A 21994-nucleotide genomic window follows, 5' to 3' on the forward strand; every position below is an offset into this window, starting at 1 on the left:
CCAACAGATACGGTGGCTACGTGGAAAAACGCATCGTCCGCAAGCGTCTCGTGGTGGTCACCGGACTGATCGCGGCCCTGGCCGTTGTTCTCGTCGGGTGCGGGGACGAAGCCGGTTCGCCGCCGCCGGGGATCGTGATCGGCTCGTCCGAGGACGCGGCCATGCGGGTGATGGCCGAGGTGTACGCGGGCGCCCTGCGGAACGCGGGTTCGGTCGTGTCCGCCGATCAGCTGCGCGGAGACGACGCGGCGCTGCTCGACGAGATGGACCGCGCCGACGTCGACCTCTTCCCGGCCTTCACCGGGGACCTCCTGACGTTGCTCGCCCCGTCGTCGACCGCGGTCGGCGCCGAGGACGTCTACGTCGAGCTGAACCGCTCGCTGCCGCAGGGCGTCTCGGTCGGCGACGAGACACCGGTCTCCGGTGCGCCGCAGATCTTCGTGTCGACGACCCTCGCCGGCAGCGTCGGCGCGAGCGGCCTCGACGACTGCGCACTCCTCCCACCGGGCCTGCCGGTGGTCGCCACCTCCGACCCCGATCCGGCGACGCTCGACGCCTTTGCCTCGGCGGGATGCCGTCTGGGACCGGTGGAAACGTCCGGCACCACCGACGAAGTGCTGCAGCGCGCATCCGAGGGCAACGCGGTCGGCCTGCTCACCCCGCTCGACATCGCGGGAGAGGACGCCGAGGGCGCGTCGTCCGACGTTCAGGCGCTACGCACGTCGGCCGGTGGCGGCGACACCGCCGACAATCCGCCCGCCGACGAACCGCGTACCGAACGCACGCCCGAGGAACAGTCCGGACCGCGCGCCGAGGTGCTCGTCCCGGTGTTCCGGTCGGCCGCGCTCAACCGCGATCAGGTCAAGACCATGAACAAGGTCGCCGGCGAGATCACCACCGCCGACCTCGCCACGATGGCGGGCGAGGTCGAGACGGGTGGTGATCCGCGCGAGGTCGCGCTCGAGTGGCTGGCCGAGCACGGCCTGTAGCCGCTACTGCGCCTTCGACAACGCCCAGGCGGTCGCCTTCGCCGAGACCCACTGGTACTTCGACGCGACGATGCGCACCGCAATGTCGAGGACCTTGGCGTCGGCGCCGACCAGGACGCGCGCCTTGTCCTTCCGCACGCCCGCGATGATGACGTCGGCGGCGTCCTCACTCGACATCCGCGCGAGGTAACGGTCGAAGAAGGCGGCGGTGGCCTTCTGGTCGTGGTCGCCGGACACGGTGGCGTTGCGGGCGATCGCGGTCTTGATGCCGCCGGGGTGCACGCAGGTCACCTTCACCGGGTGCTTGGCGATGATCATCTCCTGGCGCAGGGCCTCGGTGAAGCCGCGGACGGCGAACTTGGCCGAGTTGTACGCGGCCTGACCGGGTTCGGCGAGAAGACCGAACAGCGACGACGTGTTGACGATGTGGCCGTCACCCGAGGCGATCAGATGAGGCAGGAACGCCTTGGTGCCGTTGACGACTCCCCAGTAGTCGACGTCCATGACGCGCTCGATGTCCTTGAACTCGGTGCGTTCGACCTCACCGTGATGCGCGATGCCCGCGTTGTTGAACACCACGTTGACCACGCCGAAATGGTTCTTGACGGTGTCGGCGTAGGTCAGCACGGCCTCCCGCTCGGCGACATTGAGAAGTTGCGAATGCACCTGTGCGCCGGCCGCTTTCACGAGGCGCTCGGTCTCCGCCAGTCCGTCGGGCGTGACGTCGGAGATGGCCAGGCGGGCACCCTGTCCGGCGAGTTTGACGGCGATGTCACGGCCCATGCCCGAACCGGCACCGGTGATCACCACGACCTTGTCGCGAAAGTCCTTCATGAGTTTGTCCTCGAATCTCTTCGGTGCGCCGGGTCTCAGGCGTTCACGGCAGCGGGCTGATCGGTCGTCGACTCGCCCTGTCCGGGCGCTGCGACCGCCGGGCGTCGTGCACCGCGGGTGACATCGTATGCGGCGATGTCGAAGCGGCGGGTGATGTTGCGGAACGCGAAGGTGAATCCCGGCCACAGCGTGGTGATGTTGCCGTTGGCGTCCTTGTACCAGGACGCGCAGCCGCCGTTGACCCACACGCTGTTGCGCAGCTTGTGCTGGATGCCCGCGTTGTACTCCTGCTGGGCCGACATCCGGACCTCGGTCCGGGTGATTCCCTGGGCTCGAACGGTTTTCAGGTAGTCCACGAGGTAATTGAGCTGCGACTCGATCATGTACACCATCGAGGTGTGGCCGAGGCCGGTCGACGGTCCGACCATCAGCATCATGTTCGGGAAGCCGTGGACGAACGAACCCTTGTAGCCCTGCATGCCGATCTCGGCCCAGACGTCTGCGAGGCTCCGCTGATCCTTGCCGACGATCTTGTCGAAGACGGGGGAGTCGGTGACGTGGAAGCCGGTGGCGACGACGATGACGTCGACCTCACGGGTCGTGCCGTCCTTGGCGACGACGCCGTTCGCGGTGATGCGGTCGATCCCGTCGGTGACGAGGTCGACGTTGGGCCGGGCGAGGGCGGGGTACCAGTCGTTGGACCGCAGGATGCGCTTGCAGCCGACCTGGAAGGTGGGGGTGGCCTTGCGGCGGAGCTCGGCGTCACGGCCGACGCCGCGCAGGATGTTCGCCCGGCAGAGCAGTTCGACGGGCTTGAGGGCGGTGGGCGAGTAGGTCAGGCCGAAGGCGACGACCTCGTTGGCGGCGTAGATCCCGCCGCGGACGGCCGACTGGTAACCGGGGACGTTCTTGTAGGCCCAGTGCTCGAGCTTGGTGTACGCGCGCTCGGTGCGGGGGACGATCCACGGTGCGGTGCGCTGGTAGACGTCGAGGCGCGAGGTCACCTTGGCGAGCTCCGGGACCAGCTGGATGGCCGACGCGCCGGTGCCGATGACGGCGACGCGCTGTCCGGTGAAGTCGTGGTCGTTGTCCCAGCGGGCGGAGTGGACGATCTTGCCCTGGAAGGACTCGATGCCGTCGATGTCCGGGAGGTTCGGCTCGCAGAGCGGGCCGACGCCGCCGATCATCACGCGGGCGCGGACCTGTTCGGGCTTGCCGTCGCGTTCGGTGTCGATGATCCAGCGACCCTCGTCCTCGTTCCATGCGGCGTTGGTGACCTCGGTGCCGAAGCGCGACCGGGCGGCGATGTCGTGGCGGGCCGCGACATCGTTGATGTAATCGTGGATCTCCGGCTGGTGCGAGTACGACCGCGACCAGGTGGGGTTCTTCGCGAACGAGTAGGAGTACAGCTGCGAGGGCACGTCGCAGGCGGCGCCGGGGTAGGTGTTGTCGCGCCAGGTGCCCCCGAAGTCGCGGCCGCGATCGAGGAGGACGAAGTCGTCGAATCCGTGTTGCCTCATCCGGATGGCGGCACCCAGCCCCGAGAAGCCGGCCCCGATGATGGCGATCTCTACATCGTTCGTTGTCATGGTGTCACCATAGGGGTGATACTGAACACGTGTCAATAGTTATTGAACAAGACTCAATAGGAGTAGTCTGGCCGGGTGACCGGTAGAGGAACGGCTGCCGCGCCGGTGATCGGGGACAAGCAAACCGCATCCAAGCGCACCCGGATGAGTCCGGAGGCGCGTCGCGACCAGCTCCTCGAGTTCGGTCTGGAGATGGTGCGGGACCGTCCGCTCGAGGAGATCACCATTGACGCCATCGCCGATGCGGCCGGGGTGTCGCGGGCGCTGCTGTTCCACTATTTCGCCTCCAAGCAGGACTATCACGTCGCGATCGCGCAGGCCCAGGCCGACCGGATGCTGGCGTGTACCGAACCGGACGCGTCCCTCGGGGACCCGATCGCCATCCTGACCGCCTCGATGGCGGCGTTCGTCGACTTCGTCAGCGAGAACCGCTCCGCCTACACCGCTCTCATCCGCGGGGCGTCGAGCTCGGATCCCGCGATGCGCGACGTCTTCGACCGAACCCGTGAGGTCATGGTGGGCCGGGTTCTCGATCACGCACCGGCATTCGGCGTCGAGGTCACCCCGACGGTCGTGCTGAGCGTCCACGGCTGGGTCGCCTTCGTCGAGGAGACGACGATCCGCTGGCTGACCTCGCCGACGGTCACCCGAGAGGACCTGCTCGGCCTGATCACCGCCGCCCTTCCGACACTCGCCGGCGCCGCGTCCTAGACTCCCACGGGGAGGACGACGGGGGAGTCGGCATCGACCGCGGGGTCGATCTTCAGTGAGGTGGACCCATGGCGCCCTTGTCACGCACGGATCCGGTTGACGAACGGAGTGGGCGACTCGCCACAGACGACGCACCGTTCTGGTTCGCGACCCCGGCACTCGGCTGGTCGGTGGTGCTGCAGATGGTGTGGGTCTTCGAGGACGAGGTCTCCCTCGAGGCACTGACCGCGATGAACGCCGCGCTGGCCCGCGGACGCATGCACCGGATGCTGGTGTCGTCCACCGTGTACGGCTCGCGTCCCCGCTGGGTCCCGGCGCCCGACGCCCCGGGGCTGGCCGTGGATCCCCTCCCGATTCCCGATGCCGGCGTCGACGCATGGGCGACCGCCGAGATGTCGACGGTCCCGCTCGACGCCGAGGGCGGTCGCTGTTGGCGCCTGCGGAGCGCGCCCACCCAATCCGGCGGCACCGCGCTGTCACTGTGTGCCCTGCACGTGGTCACCGACGGACGGGGCATGGTCGCCGCAGCCGCCGCGGCGGCACGCGAATCGGGCGTACCCGTCGCCGTCGCGGACGAGCGGACCTCGGCAGCGGGAGGTTCTCTGTCGGCAGGTTCGGAGTCCCGGGGTTCCTGGCGCCGCGGACGCCTCGACGATGTCGCCGACGCCGTGGCGCAGGCTGGTGCAGTCGTCGTCGGCATCGCCCGGGCGGCCGCCGAGAGCCGCAAGGCCTCGGGGCTCGAACCGGATCCGCGGCCGGAACGTCCCCCGCTCGCGGAGCGGTCCCCGGCAGCGAAGTTCACCTGGGCGACCGCGTCGATCCCCGCCGGCGACTGGGACCGCGTCGCGGCCGATCACGGCGGCACCTCCAACACCCTGTTCATCGCGGTCGTGAGCGGCCTCCTCCGATCCGGGGGACGGTCCCCGCTGGGGACCCCGATCAAGGTCGGGGTACCGGTGGATCGTCGTGAGGGCGAAGAGGACACCCGGACCAACGCGATCGCAGGGGTGTCGGTGTTCCTGACCGACGAGCCGGTGCCGGGAGGTGACCTCGCCGGGATTCGGGCTGCATGCAAGGCCGCGTTCGTGCGGCTGTCCGAAGGCCGCCGCGCGCCCCACATCTACCTTCGTCCGCTCGCCTGGTTCCTGCCGGTCTCGGTGCTGATCAAGCTCGTCGGCGGCGGTGCCGGCAAGGGCATGCCCGACGCGGTGATCTCCAACATCGGTGAGGTGACGCCGGAGGCCACCGTGGTCGGCGGCCGGACCGCGCGCCGCATGGCGCTGCGCGGCATGACCCAGGGCGTCGACCCCGCGTCCGGGCATCGCTTCGGCGACGGCGTGCAGTCGTGGCTGATCCGGACCCCGGAGCAGGTGTCGTTCACCGTCCTCGGACTCGACGACGAGGCCTTCGGCTCCGACGCCGTACTCCGGGACCTCCTCACCTCCGAACTCGCGGCCTGGGGGCTCCCGCACGAGATCTGGTGAGTTCGACACAGCAAGGCGGCCCCCGCCGGACCGAGTCCGGCGGGGGCCGCCTTTGTCTGTGAGGGTTCGCTACTCGCCGAACGCCTCGTCGAGGATCTCCTGCTGCTCGACCGCGTGCACCTTGCTCGAACCCGAGGACGGGGCCGACATCGGGCGACGCGAGACGCGGCGCAGGCCACCGAGGACATCCGGCAGCACCTCGGGCAGCCACAGGCCGAGGAACGGCCACGGGCCCTGGTTGGCCGGCTCCTCCTGGACCCAGCGGAACTCGCTGGCGTTGCCGTACTGCTCCAGCGTGTTGCGCAGGCGGCGGTGCGGCACCGGGTAGAGCTGCTCGATGCGGACGATCGCGATGTCCTCGCGATCCTCCTTGTCACGACGGGCCGCGAGCTCGTAGTAGAGCTTGCCGCTCACCAGCAGGACGCGCTTGACCTTGCTGCGGTCGGCGTCGCCCTTGGCGAACTTCGGGTCGTCGATGACCGAACGGAACTTGTCGTCGGTGAAATCAGACACCGGGCTGACGGCGGCCTTGTTGCGCAGCATCGACTTCGGGGTGAAGACGATGAGCGGTCGGCTGATGCCGTCGAGGACGTGACGACGCAGCAGATGGAAGTAGCTCGCCGGGGTCGACGGCAGTGCGACGGTCATCGAGCCCTCGGCACACAGCTGCAGGAAGCGCTCGATGCGGCCGGAGGTGTGGTCGGGACCCTGGCCCTCGTGGCCGTGCGGCAGCAGCAGCACCACGTCGGAGAGCTGACCCCACTTGGCCTCACCGGACGAGATGAATTCGTCGATGATCGACTGTGCGCCGTTGACGAAGTCGCCGAACTGCGCCTCCCACAGCACGAGTGCGTCCGGGTTGCCCACGGAGTAGCCGTACTCGAAGCCGACGACACCGAACTCTGACAGCGGCGAGTCGTACACCATGAACCGGCCGCCGTTGCTCTCCTCGCCGGCGGGCTGCAGGTGGTTCAGCGGGGTGTACTCCGAACCGTTCTGACGGTCGATGAGCACCGAGTGGCGCTGCGTGAACGTACCGCGGCGCGAGTCCTGACCGGACAGGCGGACGGTGCGTCCCTCCATCACCAGCGAACCGAACGCGAGGAGTTCGGCGAAGGCCCAGTCGATGTTGCCGTTGCGGGCGGCCTCGGCACGACGCTCCAGAACCGGCTTCACGCGCGCATGCGGGGTGAAGCCCTCCGGGACGTTGACGAAGGCGTCGCCGATGGTCTGCAGGACTTCCTTGTCGACCGCGGTCACCAGCTTGGTCGGCAGGGTCTGGTCGGCCTGGATGGACGGCGACGGCTCGGCGTGGTACTTCTCGAGTTCTTTGACCTCGTTGAAGACCCGTTCGAGCTGTCCCTGGTAATCACGCAGAGCGTCCTCGGCCTCCTTGGTCGAGATGTCACCACGACCGATCAGGGCTTCGGTGTAGCTCTTGCGGACGCCGCGCTTGGTGTCGATGACCTCGTACATCGCCGGCTGCGTCATCGAGGGGTCGTCGCCCTCGTTGTGGCCGCGGCGGCGGAAACAGACGAGGTCGATGACGACGTCCTTGTTGTACGCCTGGCGGTAGTCGACGGCGAGCTTCGCGACCCAGACGCACGCCTCGGGATCGTCGCTGTTCACGTGGAAGATCGGCGCGCCGATCATCTTCGCGACGTCGGTGCAGTACTCGGTGGAACGCGAGTGCTCCGGGGCGGTGGTGAAACCGACCTGGTTGTTCACGACGATGTGCACGGTGCCGCCGGTGCGGTAACCGGGCAGCATCGCCATGTTGAGCGTCTCGGCGACCACGCCCTGACCGGCGAACGCGGCGTCGCCGTGCAGCATGAGCGGCAGGATCGGGAAGCTCTCGTCGTCGGCGTCGGCGATGAGGTCCTGCTTGGCGCGGACCAGGCCCTCGAGGACCGGGTCGACCGCCTCGAGGTGGCTCGGGTTGGCCGTCAGCGAGACGTTGATCTCGTTGTCGCCGAACATCTGGTAGTACTTGCCCTCGGCGCCGAGGTGATACTTCACGTCACCCGAACCGTGCGCCTGCGACGGGTTCAGGTTGCCCTCGAACTCGGAGAAGATCTTCGAGTACGGCTTGCCGACGATGTTGGCGAGCACGTTGAGACGGCCGCGGTGCGGCATACCGATGACGACCTCGGTGAGGTTGTGCTCGGCGCTCTGGTCGATGACCGCGTCCATCATCGGGATGACCGACTCGGCACCCTCGAGCGAGAAGCGCTTCTGACCGACGTACTTGGTCTGCAGGAAGGTTTCGAAGGCCTCCGCCGCGTTCAGCTTGCTCAGGATGTACTTCTGCTCGCCGACCGGCGGCTTCACGTGCTTGACCTCGACACGTTCCTGCAGCCACTTCTGCTGGTCCGGTTCGAGGATGTGGGTGTACTCCACACCGACGTGGCGGCAGTAGGCGTCGCGCAGGATCGCCAGCACGTCGCGCAGCTTCATCTTCTCCTGGCCGTGGAAACCGCCGACCTTGAAGGTGCGGTCGAGATCCCAGAGGGTCAGGCCGTAGGTCGCGATGTCCAGATCAGGATGGCTGCTGCGCGCATCGCTGTTCATCATCAGCGGATCGATGTCGGCCATCAGGTGGCCGCGGCTGCGGTAGGCGGCGATCAGCTCGAGGACGCGGGTGCTCTTGTCGACGAGGCCGGCCGGGATGTCACGACGCCAGCGGACCGGCTCGTACGGCACGTGGAACGCGGTGAAGATCTCGTCGTAGAACGCGTCGTCGATCAGCAGCTGGTGGACGGTGCGCAGGAAGTCGCCCGATTCCGCTCCCTGGATGATGCGGTGATCGTAGGTCGAGGTCAGCGTCATCAGCTTGCCGACGCCGAGCTCGGCGATCTGCTCGTCGCTGGCGCCCTGGAACTCGGCCGGGTACTCCATCGCACCGGCGCCGATGATGGCGCCCTGGCCCTTCATCAGGCGGGGCACGGAGTGCACGGTGCCGATGGTGCCGGGGTTGGTCAGCGAGATGGTCACGCCGGAGAAGTCGTCGGCGCCGAGCTTGCCGTCACGCGCGCGCCGGACGATGTCCTGGTACGCGTTGTAGAACTCGGCGAAGCCCATCCTCTCGCACTCTTTGATGGCGGCGACGACGAGCGTGCGGTTGCCGTCCTTGCCGACCAGATCGATGGCCAGACCGAGGTTGGTGTGCGCGGGGGTGACGACGTTGGGCTTGCCGTCGATCTCGGCGTAGTGCCGATTCATGTTCGGGAAGGCCTTGATGGCCTGGACGATCGCGTAACCCAGGATGTGGGTGAAGCTGATCTTGCCGCCGCGGGTGCGGGCGAGGTGGTTGTTGACGACGATGCGGTTGTCGATCATCGCCTTCGCGGGAACCGCGCGAACACTGGTGGCCGTCGGGATCTGCAACGACAGCGCCATGTTCTTCGCGATGGCGGCGGCGGGACCGCGGAGCACCTTGTTGCCGTCCGCGGATTCCTTCTTGGACTCGGCGGCTGCGGGCTTGGCGGCAGCAGGCTTTTCAACTGCGGCGGGCTTCGGCTGGGAACGGGCGGAACCGTCACGGCTCGCGACGCTGTGGCCGGATGCGGCCTTGGTCGCGGTCGACTCCTTGGCAGGGGAGGGTTTGCGGGCAGAGGCGGTCCGCGTCGGTTCCTGATCGAGCGTGACCTGCTTGCGCGGTGCCGACTCGGCCGCGGGCTTCGCCGGTGCGCTGCCGTTGGAGGAGGGAGTGGTGGACGTCGATGCGGCGGACGCGGCACCACCGTTGTCTCCGGGCTTGTAACTCTTCAAGAGCTCATGCCAGCTCGGGTCCACCGAGCTCGGGTCCTCTTTGAATTGCTGGTACATTTCCTCGACCAGCCAGGTGTTCTGTCCGAAGTCAGAAATCGAACTGCTGCTCACAGCGGTATCTCGCCTCAATTCCCTGAAGGTGCCGGGTTCTCTGCCACACTGACGTCCCTTGTGGAGACTATCGGTGAACCAACTGCCGATGCTACGCGTCATCTGCTGCGTCACACCCACCGACCTGCTACTACAGAGTCAGATCGTCATCTCGGGTGATCCGGCGCGGATGGTCTGGTTGTCGGTTGCGGACGCGCCACGTCGAGCGTCCTGTCGCGAGCCCGCATGTGAGTCGGCGTCCACCGCGTCTGTACGCGCGGCGGTCACCGTCACACCGGGCTCCGTCACCGCGGCCTCGTCGGGATCGACACCGGCCTCCCAGAAGCCGCGATACAGACTGTCCAACGCCAGGAGTTGGTCGTGTGTTCCGAGTTCGACGATTCGGCCGCCGTCGACCACCGCGATGGTATCGGCGCGAGCCGCGGTGGCCAGCCGGTGCGCGACGATGACGGAGGTCCGGCGCCGAGTCATCGCCCGCCCGGCGGCCAGGACCTGCGCCTCGGTGGCCTGGTCGAGCGTGGCGGTCGCCTCGTCGAGCAGCAGGAGGTCGGGGTCGACGAGTTCGGCTCGGGCCAGTGCGATCAGCTGGCGCTGACCGGAGCTGAGGCCCTGGCCGCGTTCGCCGATGGGATGGTTCATGCGTCCCGGCAGGGCCGCGATCATCGGTAGGGCGCCCACCGCGGCCGCGGCCTCGACGATCGCGGCGCGATCGGCATCCGGCCGGCCGTAGGCGATGTTGTCCGCCACGGTCCCGGTGAACAGATGCGGCTCCTGCGGGACCAGGCCGAGTCGGCTGCGGTACCCGGAGAGGACGAGGTCGCCGATGTCGGTGCCGTCCACGAGGACGCGTCCGGTGGTCGGGTCGTAGAACCGGGCCAGCAGTTTCACGATCGTCGACTTGCCCGCGCCGGTTCGACCGACGAGGGCGAGCGAGGACCCGGCGGGGATGTGCAGGTCGACGTCGAGCAGGGCGTCGGATTCCGCGCCCTGATAGCGGAAGCCGACCCCGTCGAAATCGACCTCGCCGTCGAAGCCGGTGGCCGGCGGTGTCGTGGCGTCCGGGTTGACCCGCAGCGAACTCGGGGTCCGCAGCAGGTCGCCGATGCGCCGTAGGCCGACCGCCGCCTGCTGGTAACCGTCGAAGACCTGCGAGAGCTGCTGGACGGGACCGAACAGCATCGTGAGATAGAGGACGAAGGCGACCAGAGTGCCCGCGGTGAGTGAGCCGTCGGCCACCTGGCCGGCGCCGACGCCGAGTGCGATCGCGGTGGCGATGTCCGACATCAGCATGATCAGCGGGAAGTACGAGGCGATCGCCCGCTGCGAGACCATCCGTGCCGCGACCCACGCCGCCGAACGCTGCCCGAAACGCTTCTGTGCGTCGTCGGTGCGGAGGTAGGTCTGGGTGGTCTTGATCCCGGCGATGTTCTCCTGGAAGTCGGCGTTCACCGTGCTGATCAGTTCGCGGGACCGCGTGTAGGCGGCGCTCGCGACACGCCGGAAGACGACGGTCGCCACGACCAGCAGCGGGAAGACGGGTAACACCAGCAGTGCGAGCGACGGCCCGGTGACCAGCAACGCGACCGTGACGCCGACCAGGGTGAGGAGTGCGACGATCGCCGACGTCAGACCGGTCTGCAGGAAGGTCGACAACGCGTCGATGTCGGTCGTCATCCGCGTCATGATCCGACCCGACAGCTCGCGCTCGTAGTAGTCCAGGCCGAGGCGCTGGATGTGGGCGTAACTGCGGATGCGCAGTCCGAACAGCACGCGCTCACCCGCTCGGGTGGAGGTCATCGTCAACACGGACGCGGCGACCCACCCGACGCCGACGAGTGCCACACCGCCGACCGCCGCCCACCACAGGGTGCGCTGGTCGTGGTCGCCGGCCGCGTCGATGACGGCGCGGGCGATGCTGGGGAAGGCCAGGCCGACGAGGGTGTCGACGGCGATGGCGACCAACGCGAAGGCGAGCAGCCAGCGGACCGGTCGTAGGAGGCCGCGGAGGGTGAAGTCCGGGTTCTCGCGCCGGGCGTCGGCGACGTCCACCGCTGGGTCCTCGACGGCCGGCGGCAGCGCGTCGACCCTCGCCTGGAGTTCGGGCGTCGCCGGCATCGACCCCAGTGCGCTGGCGACACCGCCGCCCCGCTGCCCGGTCCGCGTGCCCGCGCCCACCGCCGGGCCGGTCCGCGTATACGTCTGCTCGTCGAGGAATTGCGTTGTCGGCCAGAAGCTCTCGACGGTGTGGTCGGAGATGCTCGGCCGGCTGGGCGGCGAGACGACGTCCGGGTCACCGACGGCGTTCGTCATCAGCTCGCGGAACCGCGCCGAGGAGGCCTCGAGCTCGGCCGGCGTCCCGATCGCGGTGATCCGGCCCTCGTCCAGCACGGCGACCCGGTCGGCGAGGACGAGTGTCGACCGCCGGTGGGCGAGGACCAGCATGGTGCGTCTCTGATCACGTAGGCGGCCGAGGATCCGGGCCTCGGTGGTGGCGTCGACCGCCGATGTCGCGTCGTCGAGCACCAGGACGCGCGGGTCGGCGAAGAGGGCACGCGCGAGGGCGATCCGCTGGCGCTGTCCGCCGGAGAGGGTCAGGCCGCGTTCGCCGACGACGGTGTCGTAGCCGTCCGGGAGTGCCTCGATGAACTCGGTGGCCTCGGCCGCGGCCGCCGCGGCTCGCACCCGGTCGGCGAGCGAATCGGGGTCGGCGGTGGCGCCCGGTCCCATGGCGATGTTCGCGGTGATGGTGTCGGAGAAGAGGAACGGTTCGTCGAAGACGGCGGCGACGGCTTCGTGCAGCGCAGTCGGCGACAGCGAGTCCACCAGGTGCGGGCCGTCGGCGCCGACAAGGGAGATCGTGCCGGCGTCGGGTCTCTCGTAGCGGCTGACCAGGTCGGCGATGGTCGACTTCCCGGAGCCGGGTGGCCCGACGATCGCCACGCATTCGCCGGGTTCGATACGCAGGTCGATCCCGCTCAGCACGGCGGGCGGATCGTCGGCCTCGTGGGTGTGATGGGCGAAGGAGACGTTCTCCAGTTCGACGCCGAGCGGGCCGTCGGGCAGCGTGCCGGTCGCGGTCTCACCGGGATCGCGCGGGTGATCGATGACGTCGTAGACGCGTTCCACCGCCGCGCGGGCGAGCTGGGCGTTGACGATGAGATTGGTGAGCAGACGGGCAATGCCGGTCATCGCGGTGACGTAGGTGGTGAACGCGAGGAACGTGCCGGCGGTGATCGCGTCCGTCATCGTCAGGTAGCCGCCGACGACGATCACGCCGACCATGCCGAGTTGGGGGATGGCGCTCAGGGTGGGGGCGAAACGGGCGTTGATCCGGGCCGCGCGCAGGCGCCGGGCGAACAAGGTGCGGCAGCGCGTCACCAGTCCGTCGACGGCGCGGTCCTCCTGGCCGAAGCCCTTGACGACGCGGACGCCGGTGACGGTCTCCTCCACGTGCTGGGCCACATCGGCCGCGGACTGCTGCGCGGACCACGTCGCCGCGAAGAGCTTTCGGCGGGTACGGAAGACCTCCAGGGCGATCAGCGGCGCGATCACCAGTGCGACGGCGGTGAGCAGCGGGGAGAGATAGGCCATGACTCCGAGCGCGACGACCATCTGCACCGCGGCACCCAACGAGAGCGGTGCCATCGCCAGCAAGCCCTGGACCACCTGGATGTCGGAGATGGAGCGGGAGACGATCTGTCCCGTCCGGATCTGGTGCTGGCTGCGGCCGTCGAGGTGCAGCAGGGTGTCGAGCAGGCGCCGGCGCAGGTTGTTCTGCACGTTGACCGCGAGGCGGCCGGCGAACACGCGCCGTCCGAAGTGGCAGGCGTAACGCACGAACGCGAGAACGACCAGGCCCGTGATGATGGTGGACAAGGCGAGGCCGTCGTCGATCACGCCGGTGGCCCGGTCGATCGCGCCCTTGGCCAGCAGGGGCATCACGACGTCGACGGCCACCGCGATCATCGTGACGGTCAGGGTCACGATGACGATGCGGCGATAACGCCACGCCTCGCCGAGCAGCTTCCGGATCCAGCCCGGCGGCGAGGTGGTTGGGGTGCTCCCGGTGGCGGGAGGCATGGTCGGCTCCGGGATCACCGGGAGCCGGGCGGTAGCGGGCTCGTCTCGTTCACCACCTCGGCGTCGAGAACCCAGAAGGCAGGTGCGGGGCCGAATGCCTCCCGCGCGTTGTTGACCACCTTGCGGCCGAGCGCGCGGCTTCCCGCGCCGCCGATGACCGCTCCGATGCCGGCGGGCATCAGCTTGCCGAAGATCAACGGCGCGCGCCGGATCGCGTACTTGCGCACGAGCTTGTTGACCAGGGTCTTGTTGAGTTTGGTGATGGCGCCCGACGGCAGGGCCGCACCGCCGAGCCGGCGCAGGGGGCCGCCGCGCGTACCGACGACCCGGCCGAGGGCGAGCACACCTTCCTCGCCGAGCGCGACCGCCAGGACGAGCGACTTGCGTCGATCGGTCTCGTGGACGCCGATGCCGTGGACCTCGGCGATCGACAGGGCGAGCAGTGCCGAGGCTTCGAGGAAGAAGGCGGTGTCGCCGGTCATCGCGCCGAAGGCCGTCATCGTCCCGACCCCGGGCACGGCGGCTGCCGCGCCGACCGCTCCACCTGAACCGGTGACCGCGTTCAGGTAGCGCTTCTCGAGGCGCTCGATGATCTGGGCGGGGGAGTCGTCGGGGTACTTGCGGCGCAGCGAGTCGACGTATTTCTTGACCGCCGGGCCCTGCAGGCGCTGCGCGCGGTCGAGGATGCCGCCGGTGACCTCGACGGCCTTGCCGGCGGGCTTGGGAGTGGGGTCGGTCATGACTGGGGTACCCAATTCTCCTGGGGGACGACCTCGTCGGGCCGTGGGGGGCCGGGCGGCGTGCCGTCGCCGAAGGGACGCCCGCCGAGTTCCTCGCGGTGGTGTGGGGTCAGCCATCCCCGCAGGTCGGGGCCCTTGGGCACGATCTGCGTGGGGTTCACATCGGTGTGCACGATGTAGTAGTGCTGCTTGATCTGGGTGAAATCGGTGGTGTCGCCGAAGCCGGGGGTCTGGAACAGGTCGCGGGCGTAGGCCCACAGCACCGGCATCTCGCTGAGCTTGCTGCGATTGCACTTGAAATGGCCGTGGTAGACGGGATCGAAGCGGGCGAGGGTCGTGAACAGCCGGACGTCGGCCTCGGTGATGGTGTCGCCGACCAGGTACCGCTGCGTCGACAACCGCTCGGACAGCTCGTCGAGCTTGGTGAACAGGCGGTCGTAAGCGGCCTCGTAGGCCTCCTGGCTGCCGGCGAACCCGCACCGGTAGACGCCGTTGTTGACCTCGGTGTAGATCCCGTGGCTGACCTCGTCGATCTCGTCGCGCAGGCGTTCGGGGTAGAGCTCGGGCGCGCCGTCGCGGTGGAACGCGGTCCATTCCAGCGAGAAGTCGATCGTCATCTGGGGGAAGTCGTTGGTGACGACCTCACCGGTGGGGACGTCGACGATCGCCGGCACGGTGATCCCCTTGGGGTAACCCGGGATCCGCTTCTCGTAGGCGTCCTTGAGGCGCGGGATCTGCAGGACGGGGTCGAGGCCCCCGGGGTCGAGGTCGAAGGTCCACGAGTTCTTGTCGTGGGTGGGTCCGCACAGTCCGAGTGAGATGGCGTCCTCGAGCCCGAGGAGTCGGCGGACGATGAGCGTCCGGTTGGCCCAGGGGCAGGCGCGTGCGGCGACGAGACGATAGCGCCCGGCCTCGACGGGGTAGCCGTCCCGGCCGTCGGCGGTGATGCGGGTCTCGATGTACTTGGTGTCCCGCACGAACTCCTGGCCGGACATCACATAGCTGCCCTGCTCCCCGGAATCGGTTGTCCCGGTGGGGTCGCTCTGGGTGGATTCCTCCGGCGCATGAGTCATGCCGTCCACAGTAATGATGGCCGGCGACACTTGGCAGCAACCGAACACCTGCGTATATTCCGACTGGAATATTCGACGCCGATCAGCGGTCCCGCAGGCCGCCCGGACCAAGGGGGTCGCGCATGGCGTGTTCCGCACCGCTCGGACCGGTGGCGATCCTGGTGCTCGGCCTTCTCCTCGAGCGTCCGATGCACCCGTACGAGATGGTTCAGACGACCGTCGCGCGTCGCGAGGACCGGTTGGCGAAGTTCCGCGCCGGCACCCTGTACCACGCGGTCGACCGGCTGTCGGAGAACGGATTGATCGAGGTCCACGAGGTCCGTCGCGAGGGCAACCGGCCCGAACGGACCGTGTACGCGATCACCGGCCCGGGTCGGGAGGCTCTGACCGAGAACCTCGAACGCATCCTCGAGACGAGACCCGAGGAGTACCCGGAGCTCTACCTCGCCCTGTCGGAGGCGCATGGTCTGCCCCGGGACCGGGTCGTCGAACTCCTCGAACGGCGGGTCGCGACCATGCGGGCCGACCTCGCCGACGTCGAGGCCGCCGTCACGGAGTTCCGGGCCCACGGGAAACCGGAGATGTTCTTCCTCGACGGGGGTTGCCGGATCGCGACGCTCACCGCCCAGATCGCCTGGCTCGACGACCTCGTCGACCGGCTCCGCACTCACCGCATCGACTGGCTCGACGATCCGGATTCGCCGTATCTCGTTCCGACCCAGCCGAATCCCGCCACGGCACCGAATGCCGCGGCAGACGCCGAACACCTCGCACAGAAGGTCGAGTAGTGATGACCCGTTCCACCCCTGACACCGGGGTCACCGGCTCCGAGGTGACGACGAGGCCCTGGGCGGCGCTGATGGCGCTGTGCGTGGGCTTCTTCATGATCCTCGTCGACATGACGATCGTGGCGGTCGCGCAGCCGCGCATCCAGGCCGACCTGAACACCGACGTCAACGGCGTCGTGTGGGTCACGAGCGCCTACCTGCTGACCTATGCGGTGCCGTTGCTCATCACCGGGCGCCTCGGCGACAAGTACGGGCCGAAGTCGATGTACCAGATCGGCCTGATCGTCTTCACGATCGCCAGCGTGTGGTGCGGACTGTCGGATTCGATCGGCGAGCTCATCGCCGCTCGCGCCCTGCAGGGCGTCGGCGCCGCGCTCATCACCCCGCAGACGATGTCGCTGATCACGCGTACCTTCCCGCCGGAGAAGCGCGGTGCGGCCATGGGTATCTGGGGCACGGTCGCCGGGGTCGCGACCCTCGTGGGGCCGCTGCTCGGCGGCGTCCTCACCGACGCGTTCGGCTGGGAATGGATCTTCTTCATCAACGTGCCCGTCGGCATCGCGGGACTCGTGCTGGCCGCGGTCCTGGTCCCGCAGGTCGAGACCAACGACCACCAGTTCGACTGGATCGGCGTGGGCTTGTCGGCCGTCGGCCTGTCCGCGCTCGTGTTCGGCATCCAGGAGGGCGAGAGCTTCGACTGGGCCGCCTGGGTCTGGGCCCTGATCGGCGGCGGGCTCATCTTCCTCGGCGTCTTCGTCTGGTGGCAGTCGCGCATCCGGACCGAGCCGCTGCTCCCGCTCTCGCTGTTCCGGGATCGCAACTTCGCGCTGGCCACCGTGGGCATCTCCTCGATGGGCTTCGCGGTGTCGGCCATGATGATCCCGCTGACCTTCTTCCTGCAGCTCGTCGGCGGGATGACCCCGACCCAGTCGGCGGTCGTGCTGGTGCCGATGGCGATCCTGACGGGCATCCTCGCGCCGATCGTCGGTCGCGTGGTCGACCGTGTGCACCCGCGGGCCATCGTCTCCACCGCGCTGCTGCTCAACGCGATCGCCATCGGCTGGCTGGGTGTGGTCGCGCGACCGGACACCCCGGTCTGGATGATCATCCTGCCCCTGTGCCTGATGGGTGTCGCGTCGGCCGGTATCTGGGCTCCCTTGGCCGCCACCGCGACCCGCAACCTGCCGTGGCATCAGGCCGGTGCGGGCGCCGGTGTGTACAACACCCTGCGCGTGATCGGCTCGGTGCTGGGCTCGGCGATGATCGGTGCCCTCCTGCAGTCGCGCCTCGCCGCCGAGCTGCCCGGGATCGACGCCGGCGCCGCGCAGGATGCGAGTGGCGCGAACCAGCTTCCGGAGTTCCTCCGCGAGGGCTTCGCCTCCGCGATGGGGCAGTCGCTGTTCCTCCCCGCGGCGGCGTTGCTGGTCGGCGTCGTGGCGACGTTCTTCTTCGTGCGGCCCGCGCATCAGATGCCGCCGGCCGCGGCCGTACCCGGTGGGCCCGCCGATGCCGCGGCGGGTAGCGCGACTCACAATGCCCCGTTGACCGGGGCCTGAGCGCGCGTCCCACGATCTGTCGGGCCCCGACCGTATGGTTTGTCACCATGCGGATCGTGCACACCTCCGACTGGCACCTGGGCCGGACGTTCCATGGTGTCGACCTGCTCGCCGACCAGCGTCGTGCGCTGAGCCACCTCGCCGAGCTGGTCGCCGCCGAATCGGCCGACGCCGTGATCGTCGCCGGCGACGTCTACGACCGTTCGGTGCCCTCGGCCGACGCGGTGCGTGCCTACGACGAAGGCCTGGCCGAGATCGCCGCCGCCGGTGCCCGGATCATCGTCACCTCGGGCAACCACGACTCGCCCACGCGCCTCGGCGCGGGGTCGGCGTTCGCGGCGGCCGGCGGACTGCACCTGCGGACCTCGATCGAGGGGATCGCCGAGCCGATCGTCCTGTCCGACGAGCACGGCGAGGTCGCGGTGTACGGCATCCCGTACCTCGAACCCGACACCGCCCGTCGCCATCTCGGGGTCGAGGAGGTGTGCGGCCACACCGCAGTTCTCGATGCCGCGATGACCCGCATCCGCGCCGACCTCGCGTCCCGGCAGGCCCGATCGATCGTCGTCGCCCACGCCTTCGTCAGCGGCGCCGCCGCCTCCGGGTCCGAGCGGTCGATCAGCGTCGGGGGAGTCGAAACCGTTCCCGCCGAGACCTTCTCCGGTGCCGATTACGTCGCCCTCGGTCATCTGCACTCGCCGCAGCGCGTCACCGACACCGTCCGGTACAGCGGTTCGCTGCTCCCGTACTCCTTCGGCGAGCGCACGCATCGCAAAGCGGTGTGGGTGGTCGACCTCGATGCCGACGGGGTCGGCGATATCCGCAAGCACGAGCTTCCGGTCGTGCGCGAGTTGAGCTCCCTCCGTGGAACACTCGACGAGTTGCTGACCTCGGAGCAGTTCGCGGGCGCCGAGGACCACTACGTCGAGGTGACCTTGACCGACGCGGTACGCCCGCTCGACGCGATGCGACGCCTGCGGGAGCGGTTCCCGTGCGCGGTGCACGTGCAGTGGGACCGCCCGCACACCGGCTCGGGGGTCGACTACCGTTCGCGGGTCCGCGGCCGGAGCGATGCCGAGATCATCAACTCCTTCATCGAGGACGTCCGCGACACCCCGACCAAGGGGGAGCGGGTGCTGATCGAACGCGCACTGCGGGCGGTCGTCGGCGAACCCGAGGCCGACGGCGAGCTCGCGCTGTTCGCCCTCGATGCGTTCGTCGCCGAGACCGCGTGAGTGCTGACGGCGTATGAGACTGCACCACATCCGGATTCGCGCGTTCGGCCCGTTCGCCGACGAGGTCACCGTCGACTTCGACGAGCTCGGGGCAGACGGGCTGTTCCTCCTGCACGGCCAGACCGGTGCCGGCAAGACCACCGTGCTCGACGCGGTGGCGTTCGCCTTGTTCGGCCGGGTCCCCGGCGCTCGTGACACCAACCGCCGACTCCACTCGGATCATGCTGCGCCCGAGACGATTCCGCAGGTCGAACTCGAGGCCACCGTCGGTTCCCGCCGATTGCGCATCACCCGATCGCCCGAGCACGAGCGCCCCAAGAAGCGCGGCGACGGGAAACGCAAGATCAACGCGTGTGCGTCGCTCGTCTGGGTGGACGGTTCGGGCCCTGACCTGACCCGCATCCCGGAGATCGGCGAGGCGGTCGTCCGCCTGCTCGGTATGAGCGCCGAGCAGTTCTTCCAGGTGGTCCTGTTGCCGCAGGGCGACTTCGCCCGGTTCCTCCGCGCGCACTCCGACGAGCGGGAGGAGCTGCTGGAGCGCCTCTTCGACACCGAGCGGTTCGGCGACCTCGAGGAATGGCTCCGCGATCGTGCCCGCGAGAGCGCGTCCTCCTTGGCCGAGCAGACCGGCACCCTGGACCGCATCGCCGGGCAGATCGTGGCGATCAGCGGCACGCAGGCGCCTGCCGAACCGGACTTCGACTGGGCCCAGGCATGTCTCGACACGGCCCGGCAGACCGCCGCGTCCGCGCTCGCCGAATCGACCGCCGCGCAGGCGGCCGTCGAACAGGCCGAAGCCGCCCACGAACACGGCAGGCGCGTCGACGATCTACGTCGCCGCGGTCTGCAGGCGCGCGACCGGCTCGCCCGCCTCACCGAGGGGGAGGTGACGCTGACGGCCGCCGAGCGGTCACGCCGGCTCGCCCTGCGCGCCGCACCCATCGCGCCCTGGCCGACGACCACGAGCGCGTGGCCGCCGACCTGGCCTCGGCGACGGCCGCGGCCGACCACGCACGTGACGCCCTCAGCGAACTCGCCGAGGGTGCGAAACTGTGCGAATCCGACTGCGACGATGCAGCTCTCGTCGCGGCCGTCGACCGATGGACCGAGGAATCTGGTCGCTGGGAACCGCTGGCGAAGCGTGTCGCCGAGCGGCCCCGGCTGGTCGCCGACATCGACGGACTCGAGAAGACGATCGCCGGCGCGGAGCAGCAGGCCGACGAAACCCGGACGTGGCTCGAGTCGGTACCGGCTCGCCGCGACGAGGCAGTCGCCGCACTCCGGGCGGCGGACGAACTACGTGTCCAGGCGCCGAAGCTGCACGCCGAACGCGACCACGCCCGCCGTGTTCTCCAGGCCTTCACCGACCGCGACGAGGTGCTCGCGCAGCTCGCCGACGCCGAACGGGACCTTCTCGACGCGCGGGAGCAGCACTCTGCCGCACGGGAACAGCAGCTCGACATCCGCGAACGACGCCTCACCGGCATGGCCGTCGAACTCGCCGGTGCCCTCGTCGACGGGCACCCGTGCGCGGTTTGCGGCTCGGTCGGTCATCCCGCGCCGGCCACCGGCGACGCCGGCACCTCGGTGGGCGAGGCCCAGGAGAAGGAAGCCGCGGCCGCCGAAGAGCGTGCGAGCGCGATCAGGGCCATCGCCCAGTCCGCGGTCGCCGCACTGCAGGAGCGGCAGGCCAATCTCGATGCCGTCATCGCCGGCGCCGACCGCGCCGCCACCCGGGCAGGTCACGACCGCCTCGCCGCCGACCTCGCGGCTGCCGAGCGGGCGGCCGTCCGCACGCCGTCGCTGCAGGACGCGGTCGAACGCATCGACGCCGAGATCGCCGACCGGCGCCGGACCCTGGCCGATCACGAGACCGCGCAGGCGCGGCGTCGTGAACGCCTGACGACCCTGCGCGAGAAGCTGGGCGCCCTCGACGCCGAGGTCCACGAGGCGACCGGCGGGCGGATGGGGGTCGCGGAGCGTCGTCGCGAACTCGCCGAACTCTGCCGCCGCACAAGGACTCTGCGGGAGGCCCGGCGCGAGCTCGACCGGACCCGCCGACGGCAGGCCGAGATCGCCGAGCGGCTCACCGTCGCCTGTGCCGCCGCCGAATTCACCGGAGCGGACGAGGTCCGGTCGGCCGCCGCGTCGCCGGGTCAGATCCGACAGTGGGAGAAGCTCCTCGAAGAGGCGGCGGCGATACGCGCCGGCGCGGAGGAGACCCTCGCCGATCCCGACGTGTGCGCGGCGCTGGAGGCGCCCGAGGTCGATGTCGCCGGTCTGACGGCGGATCTGGTGGCCGCACGTGCCCGCCGCGACGATGCCGCCCGCGTGAATGCGGTGGCCGCGCAGCGCCGTACGGACCTCGAGGAGTACGTCGCCGGCTTCTGGGCCGCCCTCGACGCACTCGCACCGCTGAAGGCACGACACGAGGAGCTGCAGGGCCTCGCGGAACTGGTGAGCGGCCGCGGACAGAACTCCCGACGCATGTCGCTGCGGTCGTACGTGCTCGCCGCCCGGCTCGACGAGGTGCTCGTCGCCGCGTCCGGACGTCTCCGCGAGATGTCATCGGGCCGTTATGAATTCGTCCACTCGGACGCCGCCGGTGTGCGCGGTCGCCGCGGCGGCCTGGGCATCGAGGTCCGCGACGAGTACACCGGCGTGCTGCGGGCCACCACGACGCTGTCGGGTGGAGAGACGTTCTTCGCCTCGCTGGCCCTCGCGCTGGGTCTGGCCGATGTCGTCTCGGCCGAATCCGGCGGTCGCGTCCTCGACACGATCTTCATCGACGAGGGTTTCGGCACCCTCGACCCCGAAGCCCTCGACCTCGTGATGGGCGTCCTCGACGACCTCCGCTCCGGCGGTCGCGTCGTCGGCGTCGTCAGTCACGTCGACGAGTTGCGGGCCCGGATTCCGGCGCAACTGCACGTCCTGCGCGGCGAACACGGCTCGACGCTGCGGGTGCAGAGTCCGCTCGGCGTGTCGTGAGCAGCCCGATTGTGATGTGCCGGTGAGCGTGCGCTAGTCTGGGTT

Annotated in this window: 12 protein-coding genes and 1 pseudogene; 7 read left to right on the forward strand and 6 right to left on the reverse strand. The window is 69.3% G+C overall.

Translation table 11 applies throughout. The annotated features are described in order from the left end of the window. Positions 1-20 precede the first annotated feature (20 nt). Positions 21-989, forward strand: a complete 969-nt coding sequence (locus PWF70_RS08745; RefSeq protein WP_035750915.1) for a type 2 periplasmic-binding domain-containing protein — start codon at positions 21-23, stop codon at positions 987-989. Between the two features lie 3 nt (positions 990-992). Here the strand turns inward: PWF70_RS08745 and PWF70_RS08750 are convergent, their stop codons facing one another. Both PWF70_RS08750 and PWF70_RS08755 read right to left on the reverse strand, forming a co-directional pair. Continuing rightward, positions 993-1823 carry an SDR family NAD(P)-dependent oxidoreductase gene (locus tag PWF70_RS08750; protein ID WP_006360493.1) on the reverse strand — a complete coding sequence of 277 codons (831 nt, stop codon included), beginning with the start codon at positions 1821-1823 and terminating at the stop codon, positions 993-995. A gap of 35 nt (positions 1824-1858) precedes the next feature. Then, on the reverse strand, positions 1859-3412 hold the full coding sequence (locus tag PWF70_RS08755; RefSeq protein ID WP_006360494.1) for a flavin-containing monooxygenase: 1554 nt from the start codon (positions 3410-3412) through the stop codon (positions 1859-1861). Between the two features lie 75 nt (positions 3413-3487). Between PWF70_RS08755 and PWF70_RS08760 the strand changes: the two genes are divergently transcribed. Together PWF70_RS08760 and PWF70_RS08765 are read left to right on the forward strand one after the other, a co-directional pair. Further along, complete coding sequence (locus PWF70_RS08760) at positions 3488-4123, forward strand: TetR/AcrR family transcriptional regulator (protein WP_035750757.1); 636 nt, start codon at positions 3488-3490, stop codon at positions 4121-4123. 68 nt (positions 4124-4191) lie between these two features. Then, the gene (locus tag PWF70_RS08765) at positions 4192-5607 is read left to right on the forward strand and encodes a hypothetical protein (protein ID WP_006360496.1); all 1416 of its coding nucleotides are present in this window, start codon (positions 4192-4194) and stop codon (positions 5605-5607) included. Positions 5608-5676: 69 nt separating this feature from the next. On the opposite strand, the gene PWF70_RS08770 is transcribed toward PWF70_RS08765, so the two are convergent. The 4 genes from PWF70_RS08770 to PWF70_RS08785 form a co-directional block, all read right to left on the reverse strand. Next, complete coding sequence (locus tag PWF70_RS08770; protein WP_035750759.1) at positions 5677-9489, reverse strand: multifunctional oxoglutarate decarboxylase/oxoglutarate dehydrogenase thiamine pyrophosphate-binding subunit/dihydrolipoyllysine-residue succinyltransferase subunit; 3813 nt, start codon at positions 9487-9489, stop codon at positions 5677-5679. 138 nt (positions 9490-9627) lie between these two features. Further along, positions 9628-13587 (reverse strand): ABC transporter ATP-binding protein, encoded by a 3960-nt coding sequence (locus PWF70_RS08775; protein WP_035750760.1) that lies wholly within the window; start codon positions 13585-13587, stop codon positions 9628-9630. Then, the gene (locus PWF70_RS08780) at positions 13584-14309 is read right to left on the reverse strand and encodes a hypothetical protein (protein WP_006360499.1); all 726 of its coding nucleotides are present in this window, start codon (positions 14307-14309) and stop codon (positions 13584-13586) included. Before PWF70_RS08780 ends, PWF70_RS08775 begins: the two co-directional genes overlap by 4 nt. Further along, positions 14306-15382: a glutathione S-transferase family protein gene (locus PWF70_RS08785; protein WP_035750916.1), complete on the reverse strand. Its 1077-nt coding sequence runs from the start codon at positions 15380-15382 to the stop codon at positions 14306-14308. The genes PWF70_RS08780 and PWF70_RS08785 overlap by 4 nt, the downstream gene beginning before the upstream one ends. A gap of 122 nt (positions 15383-15504) precedes the next feature. Between PWF70_RS08785 and PWF70_RS08790 the strand changes: the two genes are divergently transcribed. From PWF70_RS08790 to PWF70_RS08805, 4 genes and pseudogenes are all read left to right on the forward strand, one after another. Next, positions 15505-16170, forward strand: coding sequence for a PadR family transcriptional regulator (locus PWF70_RS08790; protein WP_006360501.1), 666 nt, complete (start codon positions 15505-15507; stop codon positions 16168-16170). A 2-nt stretch (positions 16171-16172) separates the two neighbouring features. Then, the gene (locus tag PWF70_RS08795; RefSeq protein ID WP_035750762.1) at positions 16173-17726 is read left to right on the forward strand and encodes a DHA2 family efflux MFS transporter permease subunit; all 1554 of its coding nucleotides are present in this window, start codon (positions 16173-16175) and stop codon (positions 17724-17726) included. A 47-nt stretch (positions 17727-17773) separates the two neighbouring features. Further along, positions 17774-18961, forward strand: coding sequence for an exonuclease SbcCD subunit D (locus PWF70_RS08800; protein ID WP_006360503.1), 1188 nt, complete (start codon positions 17774-17776; stop codon positions 18959-18961). A 13-nt stretch (positions 18962-18974) separates the two neighbouring features. Continuing rightward, a pseudogene (locus tag PWF70_RS08805) lies at positions 18975-21949 on the forward strand (AAA family ATPase). Positions 21950-21994 lie beyond the last annotated feature (45 nt).

This window comes from Gordonia sp. Swx-4 (assembly GCF_030316175.1).
GTDB lineage: Bacteria > Actinomycetota > Actinomycetes > Mycobacteriales > Mycobacteriaceae > Gordonia > Gordonia alkanivorans.

Excerpts from the sequence above, each read along its gene's own strand:
- PWF70_RS08750 (WP_006360493.1), bottom strand. The coding sequence starts at position 1,823 with ATGAAGGACTTTCGCGACAAGGTCGTGGTGATCACCGGTGCCGGTTCG.
- PWF70_RS08755 (WP_006360494.1), bottom strand. The coding sequence starts at position 3,412 with ATGACAACGAACGATGTAGAGATCGCCATCATCGGGGCCGGCTTCTCG.
- PWF70_RS08765 (WP_006360496.1), top strand. The coding sequence starts at position 4,192 with ATGGCGCCCTTGTCACGCACGGATCCGGTTGACGAACGGAGTGGGCGA.
- PWF70_RS08780 (WP_006360499.1), bottom strand. The coding sequence starts at position 14,309 with ATGACCGACCCCACTCCCAAGCCCGCCGGCAAGGCCGTCGAGGTCACC.
- PWF70_RS08785 (WP_035750916.1), bottom strand. The coding sequence starts at position 15,382 with ATGACTCATGCGCCGGAGGAATCCACCCAGAGCGACCCCACCGGGACA.
- PWF70_RS08790 (WP_006360501.1), top strand. The coding sequence starts at position 15,505 with ATGGCGTGTTCCGCACCGCTCGGACCGGTGGCGATCCTGGTGCTCGGC.
- PWF70_RS08795 (WP_035750762.1), top strand. The coding sequence starts at position 16,173 with ATGACCCGTTCCACCCCTGACACCGGGGTCACCGGCTCCGAGGTGACG.
- PWF70_RS08800 (WP_006360503.1), top strand. The coding sequence starts at position 17,774 with ATGCGGATCGTGCACACCTCCGACTGGCACCTGGGCCGGACGTTCCAT.